Origin of the sequence: Butyrivibrio sp. MB2005, from assembly GCF_000424285.1 — a bacterium.
In the GTDB taxonomy this organism is placed as follows: Bacteria; Bacillota; Clostridia; order Lachnospirales; family Lachnospiraceae; genus Butyrivibrio.
This window is the reverse complement of the sequence record NZ_AUJP01000012.1, coordinates 26,926-44,610: the sequence shown is the minus strand read 5'-3', so window position 1 is coordinate 44,610 and position 17,685 is coordinate 26,926. Positions and strand designations below refer to the sequence as shown.

General features: G+C 42.6%; 13 protein-coding genes. 9 read left to right on the top strand and 4 right to left on the bottom strand.

All coding sequences use genetic code 11. The features are described 5' to 3' along the window. Window position 1: 1 nt before the first annotated feature. Both G610_RS0107950 and G610_RS0107945 read right to left on the bottom strand, forming a co-directional pair. A complete protein-coding gene (locus tag G610_RS0107950) occupies window positions 2-2,314 on the bottom strand; it encodes a hydratase (protein ID WP_026524371.1) in 2,313 nt (770 codons plus the stop codon). A gap of 146 nt (window positions 2,315-2,460) precedes the next feature. Then, window positions 2,461-4,941, bottom strand: coding sequence for a glycogen/starch/alpha-glucan phosphorylase (locus G610_RS0107945; protein ID WP_026524370.1), 2,481 nt, complete (start codon window positions 4,939-4,941; stop codon window positions 2,461-2,463). A gap of 189 nt (window positions 4,942-5,130) precedes the next feature. On the opposite strand from G610_RS0107945, the gene G610_RS0107940 reads away from it, so the two are divergent. The 9 genes from G610_RS0107940 to deoC all read left to right on the top strand — a co-directional run bounded on the left by G610_RS0107940 (window position 5,131) and on the right by deoC (window position 14,687). Then, on the top strand, window positions 5,131-6,306 hold the full coding sequence (locus G610_RS0107940; RefSeq protein WP_330368106.1) for a BMP family lipoprotein: 1,176 nt from the start codon (window positions 5,131-5,133) through the stop codon (window positions 6,304-6,306). A gap of 192 nt (window positions 6,307-6,498) precedes the next feature. Beyond that, window positions 6,499-8,043 (top strand): YjjI family glycine radical enzyme, encoded by a 1,545-nt coding sequence (locus tag G610_RS0107935; RefSeq protein ID WP_035797230.1) that lies wholly within the window; start codon window positions 6,499-6,501, stop codon window positions 8,041-8,043. Window positions 8,044-8,045: 2 nt separating this feature from the next. Then, window positions 8,046-8,885, top strand: coding sequence for a YjjW family glycine radical enzyme activase (locus tag G610_RS0107930; protein WP_026524367.1), 840 nt, complete (start codon window positions 8,046-8,048; stop codon window positions 8,883-8,885). Window positions 8,886-8,919: 34 nt separating this feature from the next. Next, window positions 8,920-10,446 carry an ABC transporter ATP-binding protein gene (locus G610_RS0107925; RefSeq protein WP_035797249.1) on the top strand — a complete coding sequence of 509 codons (1,527 nt, stop codon included), beginning with the start codon at window positions 8,920-8,922 and terminating at the stop codon, window positions 10,444-10,446. Then, entirely contained in the window at window positions 10,439-11,509 is a 1,071-nt protein-coding gene (locus G610_RS0107920; RefSeq protein WP_026524365.1) for an ABC transporter permease, read from the top strand. Before G610_RS0107925 ends, G610_RS0107920 begins: the two co-directional genes overlap by 8 nt. Continuing rightward, window positions 11,509-12,441 (top strand): ABC transporter permease, encoded by a 933-nt coding sequence (locus tag G610_RS0107915; RefSeq protein ID WP_026524364.1) that lies wholly within the window; start codon window positions 11,509-11,511, stop codon window positions 12,439-12,441. Before G610_RS0107920 ends, G610_RS0107915 begins: the two co-directional genes overlap by 1 nt. Window positions 12,442-12,526: 85 nt before the next feature. Further along, window positions 12,527-12,958 carry a cytidine deaminase gene (locus G610_RS0107910; RefSeq protein WP_026524363.1) on the top strand — a complete coding sequence of 144 codons (432 nt, stop codon included), beginning with the start codon at window positions 12,527-12,529 and terminating at the stop codon, window positions 12,956-12,958. A 24-nt stretch (window positions 12,959-12,982) separates the two neighbouring features. Continuing rightward, a complete protein-coding gene (gene add, locus G610_RS0107905) occupies window positions 12,983-13,969 on the top strand; it encodes an adenosine deaminase (protein ID WP_026524362.1) in 987 nt (328 codons plus the stop codon). 58 nt (window positions 13,970-14,027) lie between these two features. Then, window positions 14,028-14,687: a deoxyribose-phosphate aldolase gene (deoC, locus tag G610_RS0107900; RefSeq protein WP_026496346.1), complete on the top strand. Its 660-nt coding sequence runs from the start codon at window positions 14,028-14,030 to the stop codon at window positions 14,685-14,687. Between the two features lie 82 nt (window positions 14,688-14,769). Here deoC and surE read toward each other — a convergent pair whose 3' ends face one another. Further along, entirely contained in the window at window positions 14,770-15,489 is a 720-nt protein-coding gene (surE, locus tag G610_RS0107895; RefSeq protein WP_026524361.1) for a 5'/3'-nucleotidase SurE, read from the bottom strand. A gap of 26 nt (window positions 15,490-15,515) precedes the next feature. Next, the gene (locus G610_RS0107890) at window positions 15,516-17,504 is read right to left on the bottom strand and encodes a hypothetical protein (RefSeq protein ID WP_026524360.1); all 1,989 of its coding nucleotides are present in this window, start codon (window positions 17,502-17,504) and stop codon (window positions 15,516-15,518) included. Between the last annotated feature and the right edge of the window lie 181 nt (window positions 17,505-17,685).

Sequence of the window (17,685 nt, the reverse complement as noted above, 5' to 3'; positions counted from 1 at the left end):
TTCACATCCTGCGCGAATTATTTTTTCCTGCGCGATTGTAATTAATAAGACATCCGTCAAGGATAATCTCTCTCTCGTTATCAGTAAGATCGCCAAGAGTCATTGTGAACTCTGTAAGCTTTCCGTCTGAAACAGCCACAGCCTTGATAGTATCAGCCTTATCCTCTACAGCCTTTCTGATTCCCGGAAGGAATACATAATCAAGGTTCTTGAAGGGAAGATCGCCCTCCTTTATAAGAAGCGGCAGCATACCCCAGTTGATAAGGTTTGAACGATAACGCTTTGTAGCATACTCGTTGGCAATGTTAGCCCATCCGCCAAGCACCTTCTGGCATGATGCAGCCTGCTCTCTTGCTGATCCGTCACCGGGCTTAACAGCGAAAATTGTTGATCCGATTCCGGTATTTGCTGCGGAAACATCGGGATATTTTTCCAATACTGCCTTAATTACAGCTGCTGTCTCAGGAGTCATTCCATCAAAGGAAGCATCCTCACGTCTCTTTAATTCCTCAGCATATATAGCCTTTGCTCTGCCTACATACTCAGGATCTTTTCTTGAAAGAGTAAACTCAGCAAGTCCCTGAGGATTGGATCTGTAGGAGCTGGTCTCACCTGAAGGAATAAGCTCATCTGTTGTGGTAACAGGATCATGAATCTCTGAAACGACTTTGAGAAGCACGTTCTCTGTGAGCTCTGTCATCTTGGGCCAATCCTTGATGTTGGGACCAAACTGAAGCTCTACGCTGTCATCAGCAACGCCCTTTGAATCGAATACTCGGTTTGCATATATTTCCTTATCAAAGTGATATGTATACTTGTTGAACTTACCGTCAAAAGCAGTTGCAGGTGTAAGTACGCCCTGATTAGCTGCTGTTGCTGCGATTGACCTTGCATCCATAAGTGCAACTGATGCAATCTGTCCGCTCTGAACCTTGGAACCTTCTCTGTTGGGGAAGTTTCTGGTTGAATGACGTATACTGAAGGCGTTATTTGCAGGTGTATCTCCGGCACCAAAGCAGGGACCGCAGAATGCAGTCTTAAGGATTGCGCCTGTCTCAAGAATTTTGGCAGCTACGCCGTTTTTAACGATCTCCATGAAAATAGGTGTTGATGCAGGATATACGCTTAAGGTAAATCTGTCGTTACCTGTAAATCTGCCATCAAGAATGTCTGCTGCAGCGCAGATATTCTCGAAGCCACCGCCTGCACAGCCTGCGATTACACCCTGATCTACCATGAATTTGCCGTCTTTTATCTTTTCTTTAAGAGAATATTCGATCTTATCACCAAAGCTTACCTTTGCACGCTTTTCAACATCAGCGATGATATCTGAAAGGTTTGCATTGACCTCGTCGATCTCGTAGGTATTGCTGGGATGGAAAGGCATTGCGATCATGGGCTTGATCGTACTTAAGTCAACCTCAACAACGCCATCATAATATGCCACATCTCCGGGCTTTAATTCTTTGTACTCGCCGACTCTGCCATGAGTATCATAGAAGTTCTTAACCTCATCATCTGTCTGCCAGATTGAAGAAAGACATGTGGTCTCAGTGGTCATTACGTCGATTCCGATACGGAAATCAGCTGAAAGTGATGCAACACCGGGGCCTACGAACTCCATTACTTTATTTTTAACATAGCCGTCACCAAATACCTTACCAATGATGGCCAGCGCAACGTCCTGAGGACCAACGCCGTGCATAGGCTCGCCCTTAAGATATATTGCCACTACACCGGGCATTTTTATATCATAGGTCTGATTAAGGAGCTGCTTAACAAGCTCAGGTCCGCCCTCACCCATGGCCATGGTACCAAGGGCACCGTATCTGGTGTGAGAATCCGAACCAAGGATCATGCCACCACAGGTAGCAAGCATTTCTCTTGCAAACTGGTGAATAACCGCCTGATGAGGAGGCACATAGATTCCGCCGTACTTCTGAGCAGCTGTAAGACCATACATATGGTCATCTTCATTTATTGTTCCACCTACCGCACAAAGCGAGTTGTGGCAGTTGGTAAGAACATAAGGAATCGGGAACTTCTCGAGACCTGAAGCTCTGGCTGTCTGAATAATACCAACATAAGTAATATCATGGCTGGTAAGCTTATCGAACTTGATCTCAAGCTTGTCCATACTGCCTGAGGTGTTATGCTTCTCAAGGATTCCATAAGCAATGGTATTCTTTTTAGCTGTAGCTTTATCTGTCTCTTTGCCTGTCTTTGCTGCAATCGCTGCGGCTGCATCTGCATTATCAGGTATAAGCTCTGTTCCATTTATCAGATATGCACCGCTGTCATAAGTCTTAATCATTCCCGTCCCACCTTTCTCTAGTAACTATTCTCTATTATTATTCACTTTCTCCAAGGTATTATACTTTAATCTTGCATATTTGTGTATAAAAAAAGGAAGCTGTACACCGAAAACCATCGGTGCACAGCCTTGTGTATCAGATTTTTTCAGACTTTACTCATATCCAGTTTGTCGATATGCCAAATCTCATCCACATACTCCTGTATGGTTCTGTCTGATGAGAACTTTCCGCAGGATGCAGTGTTAAGAATTGCCATCTTAGCCCACTTTTTCGTATCTCTGTAGGTCTCTGAAATATTTCTCTGAGCCTCTATATAGGATTCGAAATCCTTCAATATGAAGTACTGGTCAGCCTTGTTTGAATTAATAGTATTAAGAAGAGAATTAAACAGTGGTCTGAACAGTTCTCTGTCGTTTGAGAAGGTTCCATCTACCAGGCGATCTAAGGTTCTCTTTACATTAGGATCCTTGTTGTAGATATCTCCGGGATTATATCCACCGTTTTTCTCATAGGAGATTACTTCATCAGAAGTCAATCCAAAGATAAACATGTTATCTTTTCCTACTTCCTCAAGCATTTCAACGTTTGCTCCATCAAGAGTTCCAAGAGTGATGGCTCCGTTTAACATCATCTTCATATTACCGGTTCCGGATGCTTCCTTACTTGCTGTGGAAATCTGCTCTGAGATATCAGCTGCAGCAAAGATAAGCTCTGCATTTGAAACCTTGTAATCCTCTATGAAAACAACCTTGATCTTGCCATTTATTGAAGGGTCGTTATTTACAACATCAGCTACAGAATTGATAAGCTTGATTGTAAGCTTCGCTGTCTGGTAGCCTGCTGCAGCCTTTGCACCAAAGATGTATGTCTTGGGTGTGTACTCCATATCGGGATGAGCCTTTAAAAGATCATACATATAAATAACATGCAGGATGTTGAGGAACTGTCTCTTGTACTCATGGAGTCGTTTTACCTGGCAATCGAAGATTGACTTGGGATCAACATCGATACCGTTATGCTCCTTGATATAAGCTGCAAGACGCTTCTTGTTGGCAAGCTTGATATCCATGAACTCCTTTTGAGCCTTTTTATCTCCCGCAATATCCTTAAGACCTGCAATAACAGAAAGATCTGTAATCCAGCTTTCACCAACATGAGCTGTTACCCAGTCTGCAAGTAACGGATTGGCATGCATGAGGAAACGTCTCTGTGTGATACCATTTGTCTTATTATTAAATTTCTCGGGATACATCTCATAGAAGTCCTTAAGTTCTCTCTTTTTAAGGATCTCTGTATGCAGTCTTGCAACACCGTTAACAGAATGACCGCCAACGATGGCAAGATGAGCCATTTTAACCTGATTGTCATAAAGGATCGCCATGCTGCGAATCTTATCCTGCACATCAATGCTTGGAAGGTTCGAGTACTGACGCATGATCTGATCAACGAATCTTCTGTTGATCTCATCAACAATCTGATAAATTCTGGGAAGCAGTCTCTGGAAAAGATCGATGGGCCACTTCTCAAGAGCCTCTGCCATAATTGTGTGGTTAGTGTAGCAGCAGGTTTTCATGGTTACATCCCACGCAGTATCCCATGGCAGATAATACTCATCCATAAGAAGTCTCATAAGCTCTGCAACCGCAACTGTGGGGTGTGTATCATTAAGCTGGAAAACAGCTTTTTCATAAAATCTGCTGATATCCTCATGGTGACGTAGATATCTCTTAAGAGCTGTCTGAACAGAAGCAGAGATGAAGAAATACTGCTGCTTAAGTCTGAGCTCTTTTCCTGCAATGTGATTATCGTTAGGGTAAAGTACTTCGCAAAGCTGACTGGCAAGATTTTCCTGTTCAACAGCCTTCTGATAATCACCCTTATCAAAAGAATCAAGCTCAAAGCAGGTGATGGGCTCTGCATCCCATATTCTAAGGGTATCAACTACTCCGTTACCATAGCCTACAATCGGAAGGTCATAGGGAATTGCACGAACTGACTGATAACCCTCCTGGCGGAACATCGTACGTCCTCTGTCATCAACAAAGGCATTAACATAACCGCCAAATTTTACTTCCTTGGCATACTCAGGACGTCTAAGCTCGAAAGGATTGCCGTTTTCAAGCCAGTTATCCGGTACTTCTACCTGATAGCCATCCTTAATTTTCTGCTTAAACATTCCATATTTATAGCGAATACCACAGCCATAGGCCATATATCCAAGGGATGCCAGGGAATCAAGGAAGCATGCTGCAAGTCTTCCAAGACCACCGTTACCAAGCGCCGGATCCGGTTCCTGATCCTCAATCACATTGATATCAACCCCCAGCTCATCAAGAGCTTCCTTAACGGGCTTATATGCCTGTAAATTGATCAGGTTGTTTCCAAGAGCGCGGCCCATAAGAAATTCCATGGACATATAATAAACAATCTTGGGATCCTGCTCGTTGGCTGCCTTCTGTGTGGACATCCAGTGATCGACTATCGCATCCTTGATGGCATAGGCAGACGCCTGGAAAATTTCCTGTGACGTAGCTTCTTCGATAGTCTTTCTGTAAAGAGTCTTTACATTATATAAGACACTTCGCTTAAATAGTTCCTTATCAAAAGATAGCGTTTTTTTCTTCATGAACTTCCTCCTCATAATAGAAGTATGTATAGAATAATTGTACCACAATTCGTCCACCTTTAGACGACATTTTATGAATAATAGTTTCAGCTTGTTAAAATGCGATAAAACTATTATAATGAAATGGATTGCGTGATAAGTTACGCAATAGACCAAGTAATAGCTTTATAGAAAGGGAGAAAAAGCATTATGAAAAAGTTACTTGCTATGATGCTTACAGCATCACTCACATTCAGCCTTGTTGCTTGTGGTGGTTCATCATCAGACAACACAGCTGAGACAGCTGCTTCAGAAGCAGCAAGCGAAGTAGTTGAAGAAGCTACAACAGAAGAGGCAACTGAGGAAGTTGCTGCAGAAGAGACAACAGAAGAGACAGAGGAAGCTGCAGAAGAGACTACAGAAGATGCAGCTCTTGACGGATCAGGCTACAAGATCGGTCTTGTAACAGACGTTGGTGGTGTTAACGACCAGTCATTCAACCAGTCAGCATGGGAAGGCCTTCAGCAGGCTCAGAAGGAGTTCGGTGTTGAGGTTAGCTACCTTGAGTCAAGCACAGACTCTGATTACGCTAGCAACATTGAGACTTTCATCGACGAAGATTACAACCTTATTATCTGCGTAGGTTACATGCTCGCAGATGCAACAAGAGAAGCTGCTACAGCTAATCCTGATGTTAAGTTTGCAATCATTGATGATTCTTCAAACGCTGATCTTGACAACGTTACATGCCTTACCTTCAAGCAGGAGCAGGCTTCTTACCTTGTAGGTTATGTTGCAGGTCTTACAACAAAGTCAAACAACGTTGGTTTCGTTCTTGGTATGTCATCTGAGACAATGCACCTCTTTGGTTATGGTTACGCAGCAGGTGTTCTCGATGCTAACCCTGATTGCACAATCCAGCAGATGAACGCAAACAGCTTTGCTGATTCAGCTATTGGTAAGACAGATGCTACACAGATGATCACAAACGGCGCAGACGTTATCTTCCACGCAGCAGGAAGCACAGGTCTTGGTGTTATCGAGGCTTGTCAGGAAGCTGGCGACGGCATCTATGCTATCGGTGTTGACTCTGACCAGAACTACCTTGCACCTGATACAGTTATCACTTCAGCTATGAAGAGAGTTGACGTATCTGTTTATGATTCAGTTAAGGGTCTCCTTGAGGGTACAATCAAGGGTGGCGAAGTTGTTTACGACCTTTCAGTTGGTGGTGTAGACATCGCTCCTACAACAACTCTTCTTTCAGATGATGTTATCTCAAAGGTAGAAGACGTTAAGGCTAAGATCATCAGCGGCGAGATCAAGGTTCCTTCATCTCAGTCTGAGTTCGAGGCTACTTACGGCGACGTTTACGAGTTAGACTAATAACTATCGAATCGTTGCCTATGGCACGTAAAGTGATATAATAATTATGAGGATACCGAACCGGGGGATTATGCCTTGGTTCGGTATTTTTGAGAATTTGTAATTATTCAGAATCAGGTTGATTTTTGAAATCCATTTACCCGGTCCTGAATAGCTATAAATTTGTATTTTTAAGGAAATAAAGGAGGCAACATGAGACCTATTTCCATGGAACGCGTTGAACAAACAAGAGGAGAAATCCTTGATATTATAAAGAGTGCAGAACTTACTCACGAGCAGAAAGTTACCTGTCTTGCCAACAAGGCAGATTCTCTTTTAGAAGTACTGGATTTACCTGAGGGACTTGATGAATTATTAAATGTTCCCGGCGATGAGAAATGTATATGTGATCTTTCAGAGGGTCACGCACCTCTTCGTCCCCGCTATATCACACCTGATTATTCAAAGCTTATGAAAGAGGGCTGCAAATATCTTAATCTTGATGCACCTAAGGATCTTTTCGAGGCACTTAATACTCTTCTTATCTTTTACAAGCATGTGCCCAGCGTAACCAATTATCCCGTATATCTCGGTCAGCTCGATGATCTTCTCGAGCCCTTTATTGATACAGTTCCTGAAGAAACAGCTGCTAAGCTTATAAAGATGTTTCTTCTTAATGTGGACAGAACAGTTCTTGATTCCTTTGCTCATGCAGACATTGGACCCAAGCCTTCAAAGACAGCACATTATATCTTCGAAGCAGAGAAGGTTTTAGAGGACGCTGTTCCTAATCTTTCACTTAAATATGACGCAGCAGTAAGTACCGATGAATATCTCAAGGAAGCTGTTGAGTGTGCGCTTACCTGCGCTAAGCCCAGCTTTGCTAATCACAAGATGTTTACAAGCGAGCTTTCAGAGAAGTATGTAATTGCCAGCTGCTACAACGGACTTTTACTTGGCGGCGGATCCTACACACTTTGCCGTCTTGTACTTGGAAATATTGCTAAGAAAGCATCTTCAATCGAAGACTTTAAGACCAATAAGCTTCCCTATGTAATGGACATCATGGCTAAATACATGGATGCCAGAATCAAATTTGAGGTCGAGGAAAGCGGATTCTTTGAGAATAATTTCCTTGCTCAGGAAGGCTTTATCAGCAGAGATAAGTTTACAGCGATGTTTGGTCTTGTAGGTCTTGCAGATGCTGTTAATCTCCTTCTTGAAAAGGAAGGTAAAACAGGCAGATACGGCCATGACGACGCAGCTAACCAGCTTGGCGTAGAGATCATGGAGATCATAAATGATTTTAACAACAATCACACTAACCCTTATTGTGAAGCAACAGACGGTCATTTCCTCCTTCACGCACAGGTAGGCCTGGCCGAGGATATAGGCATCACACCGGGTACACGTATTCCGATAGGCGAAGAGCCTGAGGAGCTTATTGATCAGCTTAATGTTCTCTCTAAGTTCCACAAGTACTTCCCTTCAGGTACAGGTGACATATTCCCTATAGATCTTACAGTACATCGCAACCCTGAGTACGTAATGGATATCATCAAGGGTGCTTTTGCCAAGGATCTTCGCTATATGTCATTCTATTCAAGCGACAGCGACGTAATCAGAGTAACAGGCTATCTTGTTAAGCGCTCTGAGATGATCAAGCTCGACAGCGGACATGCTGTAATTCAGGACACAACCGCTCTCGGTCTTGGCGCTTCTAAAAATGGTCACATTTTAGAGCGAAAGGTCAGATAATAATGGAAGCTCTTGTTACCAAAATAATACCTTTCAGCAGCGTTGACGGCCCGGGTAACCGCACTGCCGTCTTTCTCCAGGGTTGCAATATCAATTGCAAATATTGCCACAACCCCGAGACCAGAAAGGTATGTATATCCTGCGGAGAGTGTGTTTCAAAATGCCCCGCAGGAGCACTTTCCATGGATTCGGGGAAGGTCATATTTGATGCATCTAAATGCGTATCCTGTGATACCTGCATCAAAACATGTCCCCACGATAGCACCCCAAAGGCTGTCAGTATGACTCCGGATGCGGTATTTGAAGTTGTGAAAAAACAGCTTCCTTTTATCAGAGGTATAACTGTTTCAGGCGGTGAGTGTATGCTTCAGCCCGAATTTATCAGGGAATTATTTACTCTTGCCAAAAAGGAAGGCCTCGGAACTCTTATTGACAGCAACGGGACCATACCCTTTTCAGAGTATCCTGAACTTATGGAGGTTGCAGATGGCGTAATGCTCGATATCAAGGCATTTTCACCTGATGAGCATCAACACGTTACAGGCGCTCCCAACGATATGGTTCTTGAAAATGCCAGATTCCTTGGTGAAACCGGCAAGCTTTTTGAAGTAAGATGTGTTATTGCGCCTGATTTATACAACTGTGAAGAGAGTGTCAGACAGACAGGGGAATTTCTTCATCCCCTCTATAAGCTCCACCAATTTAGATTTAAGATAATCGCTTACAGGCCTATGGGCGTAAGAAAAGAATATTCAGACATGCGGGTTCCTACGCAGGAAGAGCTGTCAAAATATAAAAACATGCTGTCCGGCATGGGTTATGAAGACATAATAATCATTTAAGAAGGAGGTACTAGGATTGGAAAAGGCAAGCCATATGGACCCAAATACTGTAGTCATCGAAATGAAGGAAATTGTCAAGAAGTTCGGTGATTTTACAGCTAACGATCACATCAATCTGAAGGTACACAAGGGGGAAGTTCACGCTATTCTGGGGGAAAACGGAGCCGGAAAAAGTACGCTTATGAATGTCCTTTACGGACTCTATAAGCCCACAAGCGGCTCAATTTATGTTAACGGAAAGGAAACAGAGATTTCCAGTCCCCGTCATGCCATCGATCTTGGCATCGGTATGGTGCATCAGCACTTCATGCTGGTTCAGCCCTTTACCGTTACAGAAAATATTATTCTTGGCGTTGAGCCCCAAAAGGGTATCGTCATCGACAAGAAGCTTGCAAACCAGAAGGTTGTAGAGATATCTGAGCGCTACGGCATGAAGGTCGATCCTAATGCCAAGATTGAAGATATTTCTGTTGGTATGCAGCAGAGAGTAGAAATTCTTAAGGTTCTTTACAGAGGTGCAGATACACTTATTCTTGACGAGCCCACAGCATCTCTTACTCCTCAGGAAATTGATGAGCTTATGGAGATCATTCAGAACCTTACCGCTGATGGTAAGAGTGTTATCCTGATCACTCACAAGCTCAAAGAGATAAAGGCCTGCTCTGATAACTGTACTATTATCAGACAGGGTAAATACATTGATACCGTTAAAGTCGGTGATGTAAGTGAGAATGACCTTGCAGCCATGATGGTTGGCCGTGAAGTTAATTTCCGCGTTGAGAAAAAGGAACAGGAGCCCGGAGCTGTTGCTCTTGAAGTTAAAGACCTCCATGCCAAGGATTACAGAGGCGTTGAGATTCTTAAGGGCCTTTCAATCAACGTAAAAGAAGGCGAAATAGTTGGTCTTGCAGGTGTCGACGGTAATGGTCAGACAGAGCTTGTTGAGATCCTCACAGGCCTTAAAAAGGCTGAATCCGGACAGATCACAATGCTTGGAAAGGATGCTTACAACAAGTCACCCAAGGAAGTATTCGAGATGGGTATTTCCAGTATCCCGGCTGACAGACAAAAGCACGGTCTTGTTCTTGATTTCTCCATCGAGGACAACATGATCCTTCAGCATTTTGAAGAAGAGCCTTATTCCAGCAAGGGTATCCTGAACAGAAAAGCAATTCGCGAACAGGCTACCAGACTTATGGATAAGTTTGATATCAGACCTCGCGGTTCTGAAGAGAAGCCCGCAGGTACACTCTCCGGCGGTAACCAGCAGAAGGTTATCATTGCCAGAGAGGTTACAAACGACAAAGAGCTGCTGATAGCAGTAAATCCTACAAGAGGACTTGATGTCGGCGCTATAGAGTTTGTACACAAATACATCGTTGAGCAGAGAAATAAGGGACGAGCTATCCTGCTTGTTTCATTCGAGCTTGATGAGATTATGAGTCTTTCTGACAGAATCGAAGTTATCTTTGATGGTAAGATCACCGGTAGCGTCGATGGTAAGGAAGCAGATGAGAAGGAACTTGGATTCTTGATGGCAGGAGGAAAAAAGCATGAATAAGAAAAAAGGTATATTACACAGCAATGTACTTTACACTATCATTGCCATCATAATCGGTTTTATAATCGGTGCCATTTTCCTTGCAATCGCTAACATAAGCCCTATTGAAGCATATTCAAAGCTTCTCTCAAGCGTTGTAAGTAAGCCTAAGTATTGGTTCTGGACACTGACCTATGCAAGCCCCATTATCCTTACAGGATTGTCAGTTGCTTTCTCATTCCGTACAGGTGTATTTAACATCGGTGCTGAGGGTCAGTTTGTTGTTGGATCTCTTGCAGCAACAGTAATAGGAATACTCCTTGATCTTCCTGCTGTAATCCACATTCCGCTTTGCCTTATAGCTGCAGCTGCTGCAGGTTGTATCTGGTCACTTATCTGCGGAATCATGAAGGTTAAAAAGGGTATCCACGAAGTCCTTTCCTTCATCATGTTTAACTGGATCGCTTATTACCTTTCAAACTACGCAGTTAACACAGAAATTCTTCACAAGGTAGGCGGCGGTGAAGCAACAAAGGATCTGCATGAATCTGCAAGACTTCTTTTCCCTAAGAGCATAATCGCTCTTACAGGATGCTCCGCAGCAAATGCAGGTATCATCATTGCTATCGTTCTCGCAGTTGTCGTATGGATAATCATTGAAAAGACAACTCTTGGTTACAAGCTTAAAGCCGTTGGTTTCAACAAGTTCGCAGCTCAGTACGCAGGTATTGATTCCGATAAATCAATCCTTACAGCACTTGGTATCTCCGGTGCGCTTGCAGGTCTTGGCGGTGCTGTTCAGACCATGGGTATGGGCGGACGTCTTGCACAGTTTGCCAGCCAGGAAGGCTACGGATTTGAAGGTATCACAGTTGCTCTTATCGGCGGTTCAAACCCCATCGGAGTTATCTTCTCGGGTATCTTCTATGGCGCCATGAAATACGGCGGATCAAAGCTTACACTTATAAATGCTCCTTCAGAAATCATCAACATCATAATGGGTTGTGTAGTTATTTTCATAGCTATTGCTCATGTATTTAAGGCATTGCTCTTAAATCTTTCTAAGAAGAAGGAGGCAAAATAATGAATATACTTATTCAGAATCTCGGATTATTAATAAATGCAACACTTATAGCTACACCTCCGCTTCTTTTTGCAGCTCTTGGATCATGCTTCTCAGAGCGATGCGGCGTTGTAAACATCGGTATTGAAGGAATGATGACAGTAGGTGCTGTTGTTGGTGCTATCACTGCTCTTACTACTCATAATGGTATCATCGCTTTCCTTGTAGGCGGACTTGCCGGCGCACTGTTTGGACTCATCCATGCAATAGTATGTATCTCCTATCACGCAGATCAGACTATCGCAGGTACAGCCATTAACTTCATTGGCCCCGGTCTTGCTGTATTTGCCTGCAAGATCCTGTACAACTCATCTGATACACCGGCTATCGATTCAGCATCTAAGCTGCCTAAGATGTTCAACAACATGTTTGCAGCAGGAAGCTTTGGAAGTAACGTACTTAACGTTTATTCAATGGCATATCTCGTATTTGTAGTTGCAGGAATCTGCTGGTTCGTATTCTACAAAACAAGATTCGGCGCACACCTTCGTGCCTGCGGAGAACATCCGGAAGCCTGCGAATCCCTTGGTATCAACGTATATCTTGTAAGATATATCTGTGTTATCCTTTCAGGATTCCTTGCAGGTCTTGGCGGAGCCTTCGTAACACTGGCAACTGTATCACAGTTTAGACCTACAGTTATCGTAGGACAGGGCTTTATTGCTATCGCTGCTGTTATCTTCGGTAAGTTCTCTCCTGAGGGTGCCCTCAAGGGATGCCTTATATTTGGTGTATGTAACGGAATCAAGGCTCTTGCCAGCCAGGGAAATGTTGTTTCACCCAACCTGATCTCAATGATCCCTTATGTGGTAACCATCATCGCTCTTATCCTCTTTGTAGGAAAAGCTAATGCTCCCGCAGCAAACGGTAAGCCTTACATCAAATCACGCTAATCTATATAGAACATTTTTATCCGTGCCACAAGCTTTCCCGGCTTCTGGCACGGTAATTATTCTAAAGAAATAAGGAAATGATTATATGACATATAATGAATTAGTCGAAAAGGCGCTGGAGGCAAGAAAATTTGCCTACACCCCCTACTCGCATCACGCTGTAGGGGCTGCTCTTTTGACAGAAGATGATAAAGTATACACCGGCTGCAACGTAGAGAATGCAGCCTACACTCCCAGCAACTGCGCTGAGAGAACAGCTATATTCAAGGCTGTAAGTGAAGGCGAAAGAAAATTCAAAGCTATTGCCATCGTGGGAGGTCCTGACAATGCAGAGCATCTTCCTATCTGTGCTCCATGCGGAGTTTGCAGACAGGTAATAAACGAATTTGTTGATGCTACGACCTTCGATGTGGTTCTTGGTACAGATAACCCTGAAGAGACTGAGGTTCACAAGCTTTCTGAACTTCTTCCTCTTGGCTTTGGTCCCAGGAATATGAGTTTTCTTGAAAACTATTAATACTGAAATACAGCGAGGTAAAAAATGGATTTTAAAGCATTACCAAAAATTGAATTACATTGTCATCTGGATGGTTCTCTTGATCTTTTAACATCGCAGAAGCTCCTTGCAGAGCGGGGTGAAAGCTATGAGTTTGACGAGCTTGCCGATCTTATGCAGGTACCTGATTCCTGTGAGAGCCTTGCAGAATACCTTAAGAGATTCGATCTTCCAAATCACTGTCTTCAGGATGCTGAGGGTATAGAAGAGTCATCCTATGCTCTTGCAAAAAATGCTGCCACAGAAAACGTAAAATATCTGGAGGTTCGCTTTGCTCCTGCTTTTTCTACATCTAAGGGAATGTCCTTTAGAGACATTATCGAGTCTGTAGAAAAGGGTCTTAGCCGTGCAAGAAAGGACTTTGATATAGAGACAGGCATCATCCTCTGCACCATGAGAGGCCTTGATGAAGATCTTAATAAGAGCGTCGTTAAGATTGGAAGAGAGATGCTTGGAAGCGGTGTTGTAGCCTGCGATATAGCAGGTGATGAAGCTGCCTATCCTATCTCCATGTACGCTGACCTCTTCAAATATGCCAAGGAAATTGGACTTCCTTACACAATACATGGCGGCGAAACAGGTATTGTATCAAATATCACAGGTGCCATCGACCTCGGTGCAAAACGTATCGGTCACGGAATAGCAATGATTAAGGATCCTGACCTCATGAAGTTCTGCGGAAGTAACAAAATCGGAACTGAGATCTGCCCTACGAGCAATATACAGACAAAGGCTTATCCTCATATCGAGGACTGCCCTATTCTTAAGTTCATGGAGTGCGGAATTCCTGTATCATTAAACACAGATAACAGAACAGTAAGCAATATCACCTGTACTGAAGAGTATGAAAAGCTTGATAAAGCATTTGGATTAAATGAAGATATTGTCCGCAGAATCTATGAAGATTCCGTAGATATGGCATTTACTTCTGATGATGTAAAGGATAAGCTCCTTAAAAAGTGGGCTATATAAAAACAACATTTTCCATTAACGGTACACATATATAATCAATTATTGAAAGGAATAAAAAATGGATATTAAGACAATTTTGAATCACTGCGACCACACACTTTTAAAGCAGGAAGCTACTTGGGATCAGATCAAAGAGATCGCTGATGATGCTATTAAATACAACACAGCATCTATCTGCATTCCTCCCTGCTACATCGCTCGTGCTAAGGAGTACGTTGGCGATAAGGTACAGCTTTGCACAGTTATCGGTTTCCCTAACGGAAACATGACTACAGCTACAAAGGTATTCGAGACAAAGGATGCCCTTGCTAACGGTGCTGATGAGATCGATATGGTAATCAATATCGGTGAGCTCAGAGCTAAGAACTATGACTATGTTCTCAATGAGATCAAAGAGATCAAGGCTGCTTGCGGAAACAACATTCTTAAGGTTATCATCGAGACCTGCCTTCTTACAGATGAAGAGAAGATCAAGATGTGCGAGCTTGTTACAGAAGCTAAGGCTGACTACATCAAGACTTCCACAGGCTTCTCAACAGCAGGTGCTACCTTTGCTGATATCGAGCTTTTCGCAAAGCACATCGGTCCTGACGTAAAGATGAAGGCTGCAGGCGGAATCGGAAGCATCGCTGATGCTGAGAAATTCATGGAGCTTGGTGCTGACAGACTCGGTACAAGCCGCGTTGTAAAGATCGTTAAGGATGAGAATCTCCTTTAATTACCAAAGGCTAAATACAGCTATATAGAATAATTAAAGCCATACCTCTTAGCTCATAGTGAACTGAGGTATGGCTTTTTATTTATGATCCGATATTATTTACTTTTCCAAAGGCGATCATATTATCAAGCACAGCGCCGTAGTCTGTTCCTTCCTCCGGATGAGCGTGATAGATTCCATCTACCATATATCTTTTGCCGCCATTTTCAAGCTCCTCTATGACCTTGTATCTGTCTATATAAAAAGCTCTGCGGGATACTTTAACACCCTTAGCTACGCCCTTACATTCAGATAATGGACAATCAGGGAAGTTGATATTCAGGATTTCTCCAAAATCAAGATCCACCTCAAGGGCATCCATAAGCATGTCCCTTAAATAGTGATCTGTGACCTCGTGAGTCCCATTAAAGCCTTCTGATAATGCAATTGCATGATAGCCCTGGAAAGCAGCCTCAAATGCAGCTCCTGCGGTGGCAGAATACTGGATATCAGATGCCACATTGTAGCCAAAATTTATACCTGAAAGGACTACATCAGGTCTTTCATCCATTACACTAAGGCTTCCTGCTCTGACGCAGTCTCCGGGAGTTCCGCTGCAGGAAAATGCTTTTACACCTTCAACAGGGAAATCATGGGGATAGATATCAATGCCGTGCCTTAAGGTAATACTGTGGGAAGCAGCGCTCCTCTGGGAATCAGGGGCAATCACCCATACTTCGCCAAACTCAAGAGCAGCCTTAGCAAGCCTTATGATACCCTCAGAATCTATTCCATCATCATTTGTAATAAGTATTTTTCTCATCCACATCCTCCCAAATATTGCAGTTTCTAATTCTCAAGGTAATACAGCGAATGTTTTACTTCATTACTTGCTGTTCCAATCAAGGTCTGACTGTTTATCACCTTAAGCGCATCAATCACCGTCTGAATATAACTATCATCAGGCTTACCAACTACTATCAGCGCAAGCCTGTCTTCTGTGCTGATCTCTATATCCTTAACTGTATCCAAGTGATCGTTTCTGACAAATGTAACACTTTTAAAATTCTTAATCTCCTCGTAGGCCGGAGGGATTTTCCATTTAGTGTCATAGACCACAAGGCAGTCAAGATCACTATTATCTTTTGAAAACTCTATAAGCTCCGTTGTATTAAAATATAAACATGACCAATTTGAAGTCACTATTCCGCTTATAGAAATAATTATGGCAGAGGCTGCAAAAATCTGCAATTTCCACTTGCCACCCAAAACACCTGCAGTCTTATATATCAGTAAAAATAAAACAGCAAAGCTTATACCGTATATTGGATAGAAATATCTGGGGCTTGGCTTACTCTCCTGGGCTATTTTAAGTATGGCAAAAAAGTAGAGTGCTGTTGGAACAATCAGCAAAACATATCCTGAAAGTGTAATACCCTCAGTCTGCATTACACTCTGCTCCTGCTGCGCCTTTCCTGCTCTGCTTCTGATGATAAAAATAACTCCTGCCAAAACTCCCAAAACAAGAACTACAACGCCAAGATTACCAAGGAAGTCTCCGTTGATTACTGAAAGGAGCCTCTTAAAATTCGAAAGCATTCCTTCTCCGGAGGATGCTATACTCTCCAAGGCTTCTTTTCCTCTATATCCACCAAACATGTGGGTAAGCATTGCAGGGAAAATGGCTATTGCAGATAATGACGCTGCGGAAGCGGATAAAATAATTCCAAGAACATCCGTGAATCGTCTTTTTACCAGCAATATTATTCCAAAGGTGGTGAAAAGAAGCGCTGCATATATTGTTACATAATAATGGGTAAGCGCTCCGCAAAGCAGTGTAAGAGAAAGTTTCCCATAGAAATGGTAATCGTTACTCTTACTTCTGTCTCCATCCACGATCTCGTTTAAAAGAAGAAGACATATAAACATCGCCACAATATACATTCTGAAGTACGCAATGGCATTAAGGATTCCTGCTGAAATTACAAAAGCACATAGTATTACCGCCATAACCCTTTTGTCATCGAGAAATTTTCTCAAAAGACTATCCAGCATAATAAGGGATAGCAGTCCAAAAACAATATTTATAATGCCTGCATACCATCTGCTAAAGCTTCCCGGAAACAGCGAGCTTATCGTATGAAGAATGCTGTAATAAAGAGGCGGATGAACATCATTTTCCTGATTTATAAATACATTCTCATAATCAAATCTATGGTCAGTGCTTACTCCGAGATATTTTATAAACTGAGTATCTGAAGGAACATATTTTACGCCCTCATCAAGGGTCATCATAAATCCCTCTGTATGATTGGAAAGGCCATAGCTTAGCATCTCATCAACGTGATAATTCTTCTTGATAGCTATCACCGTGATCATACTGATAGCGAAAACCATGCACATCAAAATGATCCTGCGGTTGTCCCTTTTCTTTAGCTCTTTGGCGGATTCCTTTATTTTTTCCAATCCGCCCTTAAAGCTGTCCCGTATCATGTGAAGCAAAAGCACTACCCCATTTATGGCGAGAACTCCGCATATTACTGCCACAATGGAAGTTAATACTCCGGCTGTGATATGGATTTTTGCTGAGATTTTCTGAAGAAATACAAGATTAGACCAAAGACTCACAAAATGTATTCCCGCAAGTGCGACTATGACGACTCCCGGAATTAAAAGCCTCTTATCATAAGCCTTCATAGAATTTCTTATATAGCAGACTGCATATATTAATACCGCAAAGGCTGCGGCCACATATTTAATATCATGAAAGGATGCGACTACTATCAAAAATAATAATGAAATAATCGAGTATCCTGACATTACCTTGGATTCATTCATATATAACTCCCGTTCAACAGAGCCGATTTGGATTTTCATCCTATGCATATCTATATTTTACTTCATAGCACAATATAAAATAAGCGCCTTCCTCAAAAAGAGAAAGGCGCTTATGAATAAAGCTCTGTTCTCGTTTTCTGTGTCAAAACTACTCTAATAGACACTGAAAACTTCGTCAAGT

Excerpts from the sequence above, each read along its gene's own strand:
- G610_RS0107945 (WP_026524370.1), bottom strand. The coding sequence starts at position 4,941 with ATGAAGAAAAAAACGCTATCTTTTGATAAGGAACTATTTAAGCGAAGT.
- G610_RS0107920 (WP_026524365.1), top strand. The coding sequence starts at position 10,439 with ATGAATAAGAAAAAAGGTATATTACACAGCAATGTACTTTACACTATC.
- G610_RS0107910 (WP_026524363.1), top strand. The coding sequence starts at position 12,527 with ATGACATATAATGAATTAGTCGAAAAGGCGCTGGAGGCAAGAAAATTT.
- G610_RS0107915 (WP_026524364.1), top strand. The coding sequence starts at position 11,509 with ATGAATATACTTATTCAGAATCTCGGATTATTAATAAATGCAACACTT.
- G610_RS0107925 (WP_035797249.1), top strand. The coding sequence starts at position 8,920 with ATGGACCCAAATACTGTAGTCATCGAAATGAAGGAAATTGTCAAGAAG.
- G610_RS0107950 (WP_026524371.1), bottom strand. The coding sequence starts at position 2,314 with ATGATTAAGACTTATGACAGCGGTGCATATCTGATAAATGGAACAGAG.
- add (WP_026524362.1), top strand. The coding sequence starts at position 12,983 with ATGGATTTTAAAGCATTACCAAAAATTGAATTACATTGTCATCTGGAT.
- G610_RS0107930 (WP_026524367.1), top strand. The coding sequence starts at position 8,046 with ATGGAAGCTCTTGTTACCAAAATAATACCTTTCAGCAGCGTTGACGGC.
- deoC (WP_026496346.1), top strand. The coding sequence starts at position 14,028 with ATGGATATTAAGACAATTTTGAATCACTGCGACCACACACTTTTAAAG.
- G610_RS0107940 (WP_330368106.1), top strand. The coding sequence starts at position 5,131 with ATGAAAAAGTTACTTGCTATGATGCTTACAGCATCACTCACATTCAGC.
- G610_RS0107890 (WP_026524360.1), bottom strand. The coding sequence starts at position 17,504 with ATGAATGAATCCAAGGTAATGTCAGGATACTCGATTATTTCATTATTA.
- G610_RS0107935 (WP_035797230.1), top strand. The coding sequence starts at position 6,499 with ATGAGACCTATTTCCATGGAACGCGTTGAACAAACAAGAGGAGAAATC.
- surE (WP_026524361.1), bottom strand. The coding sequence starts at position 15,489 with ATGAGAAAAATACTTATTACAAATGATGATGGAATAGATTCTGAGGGT.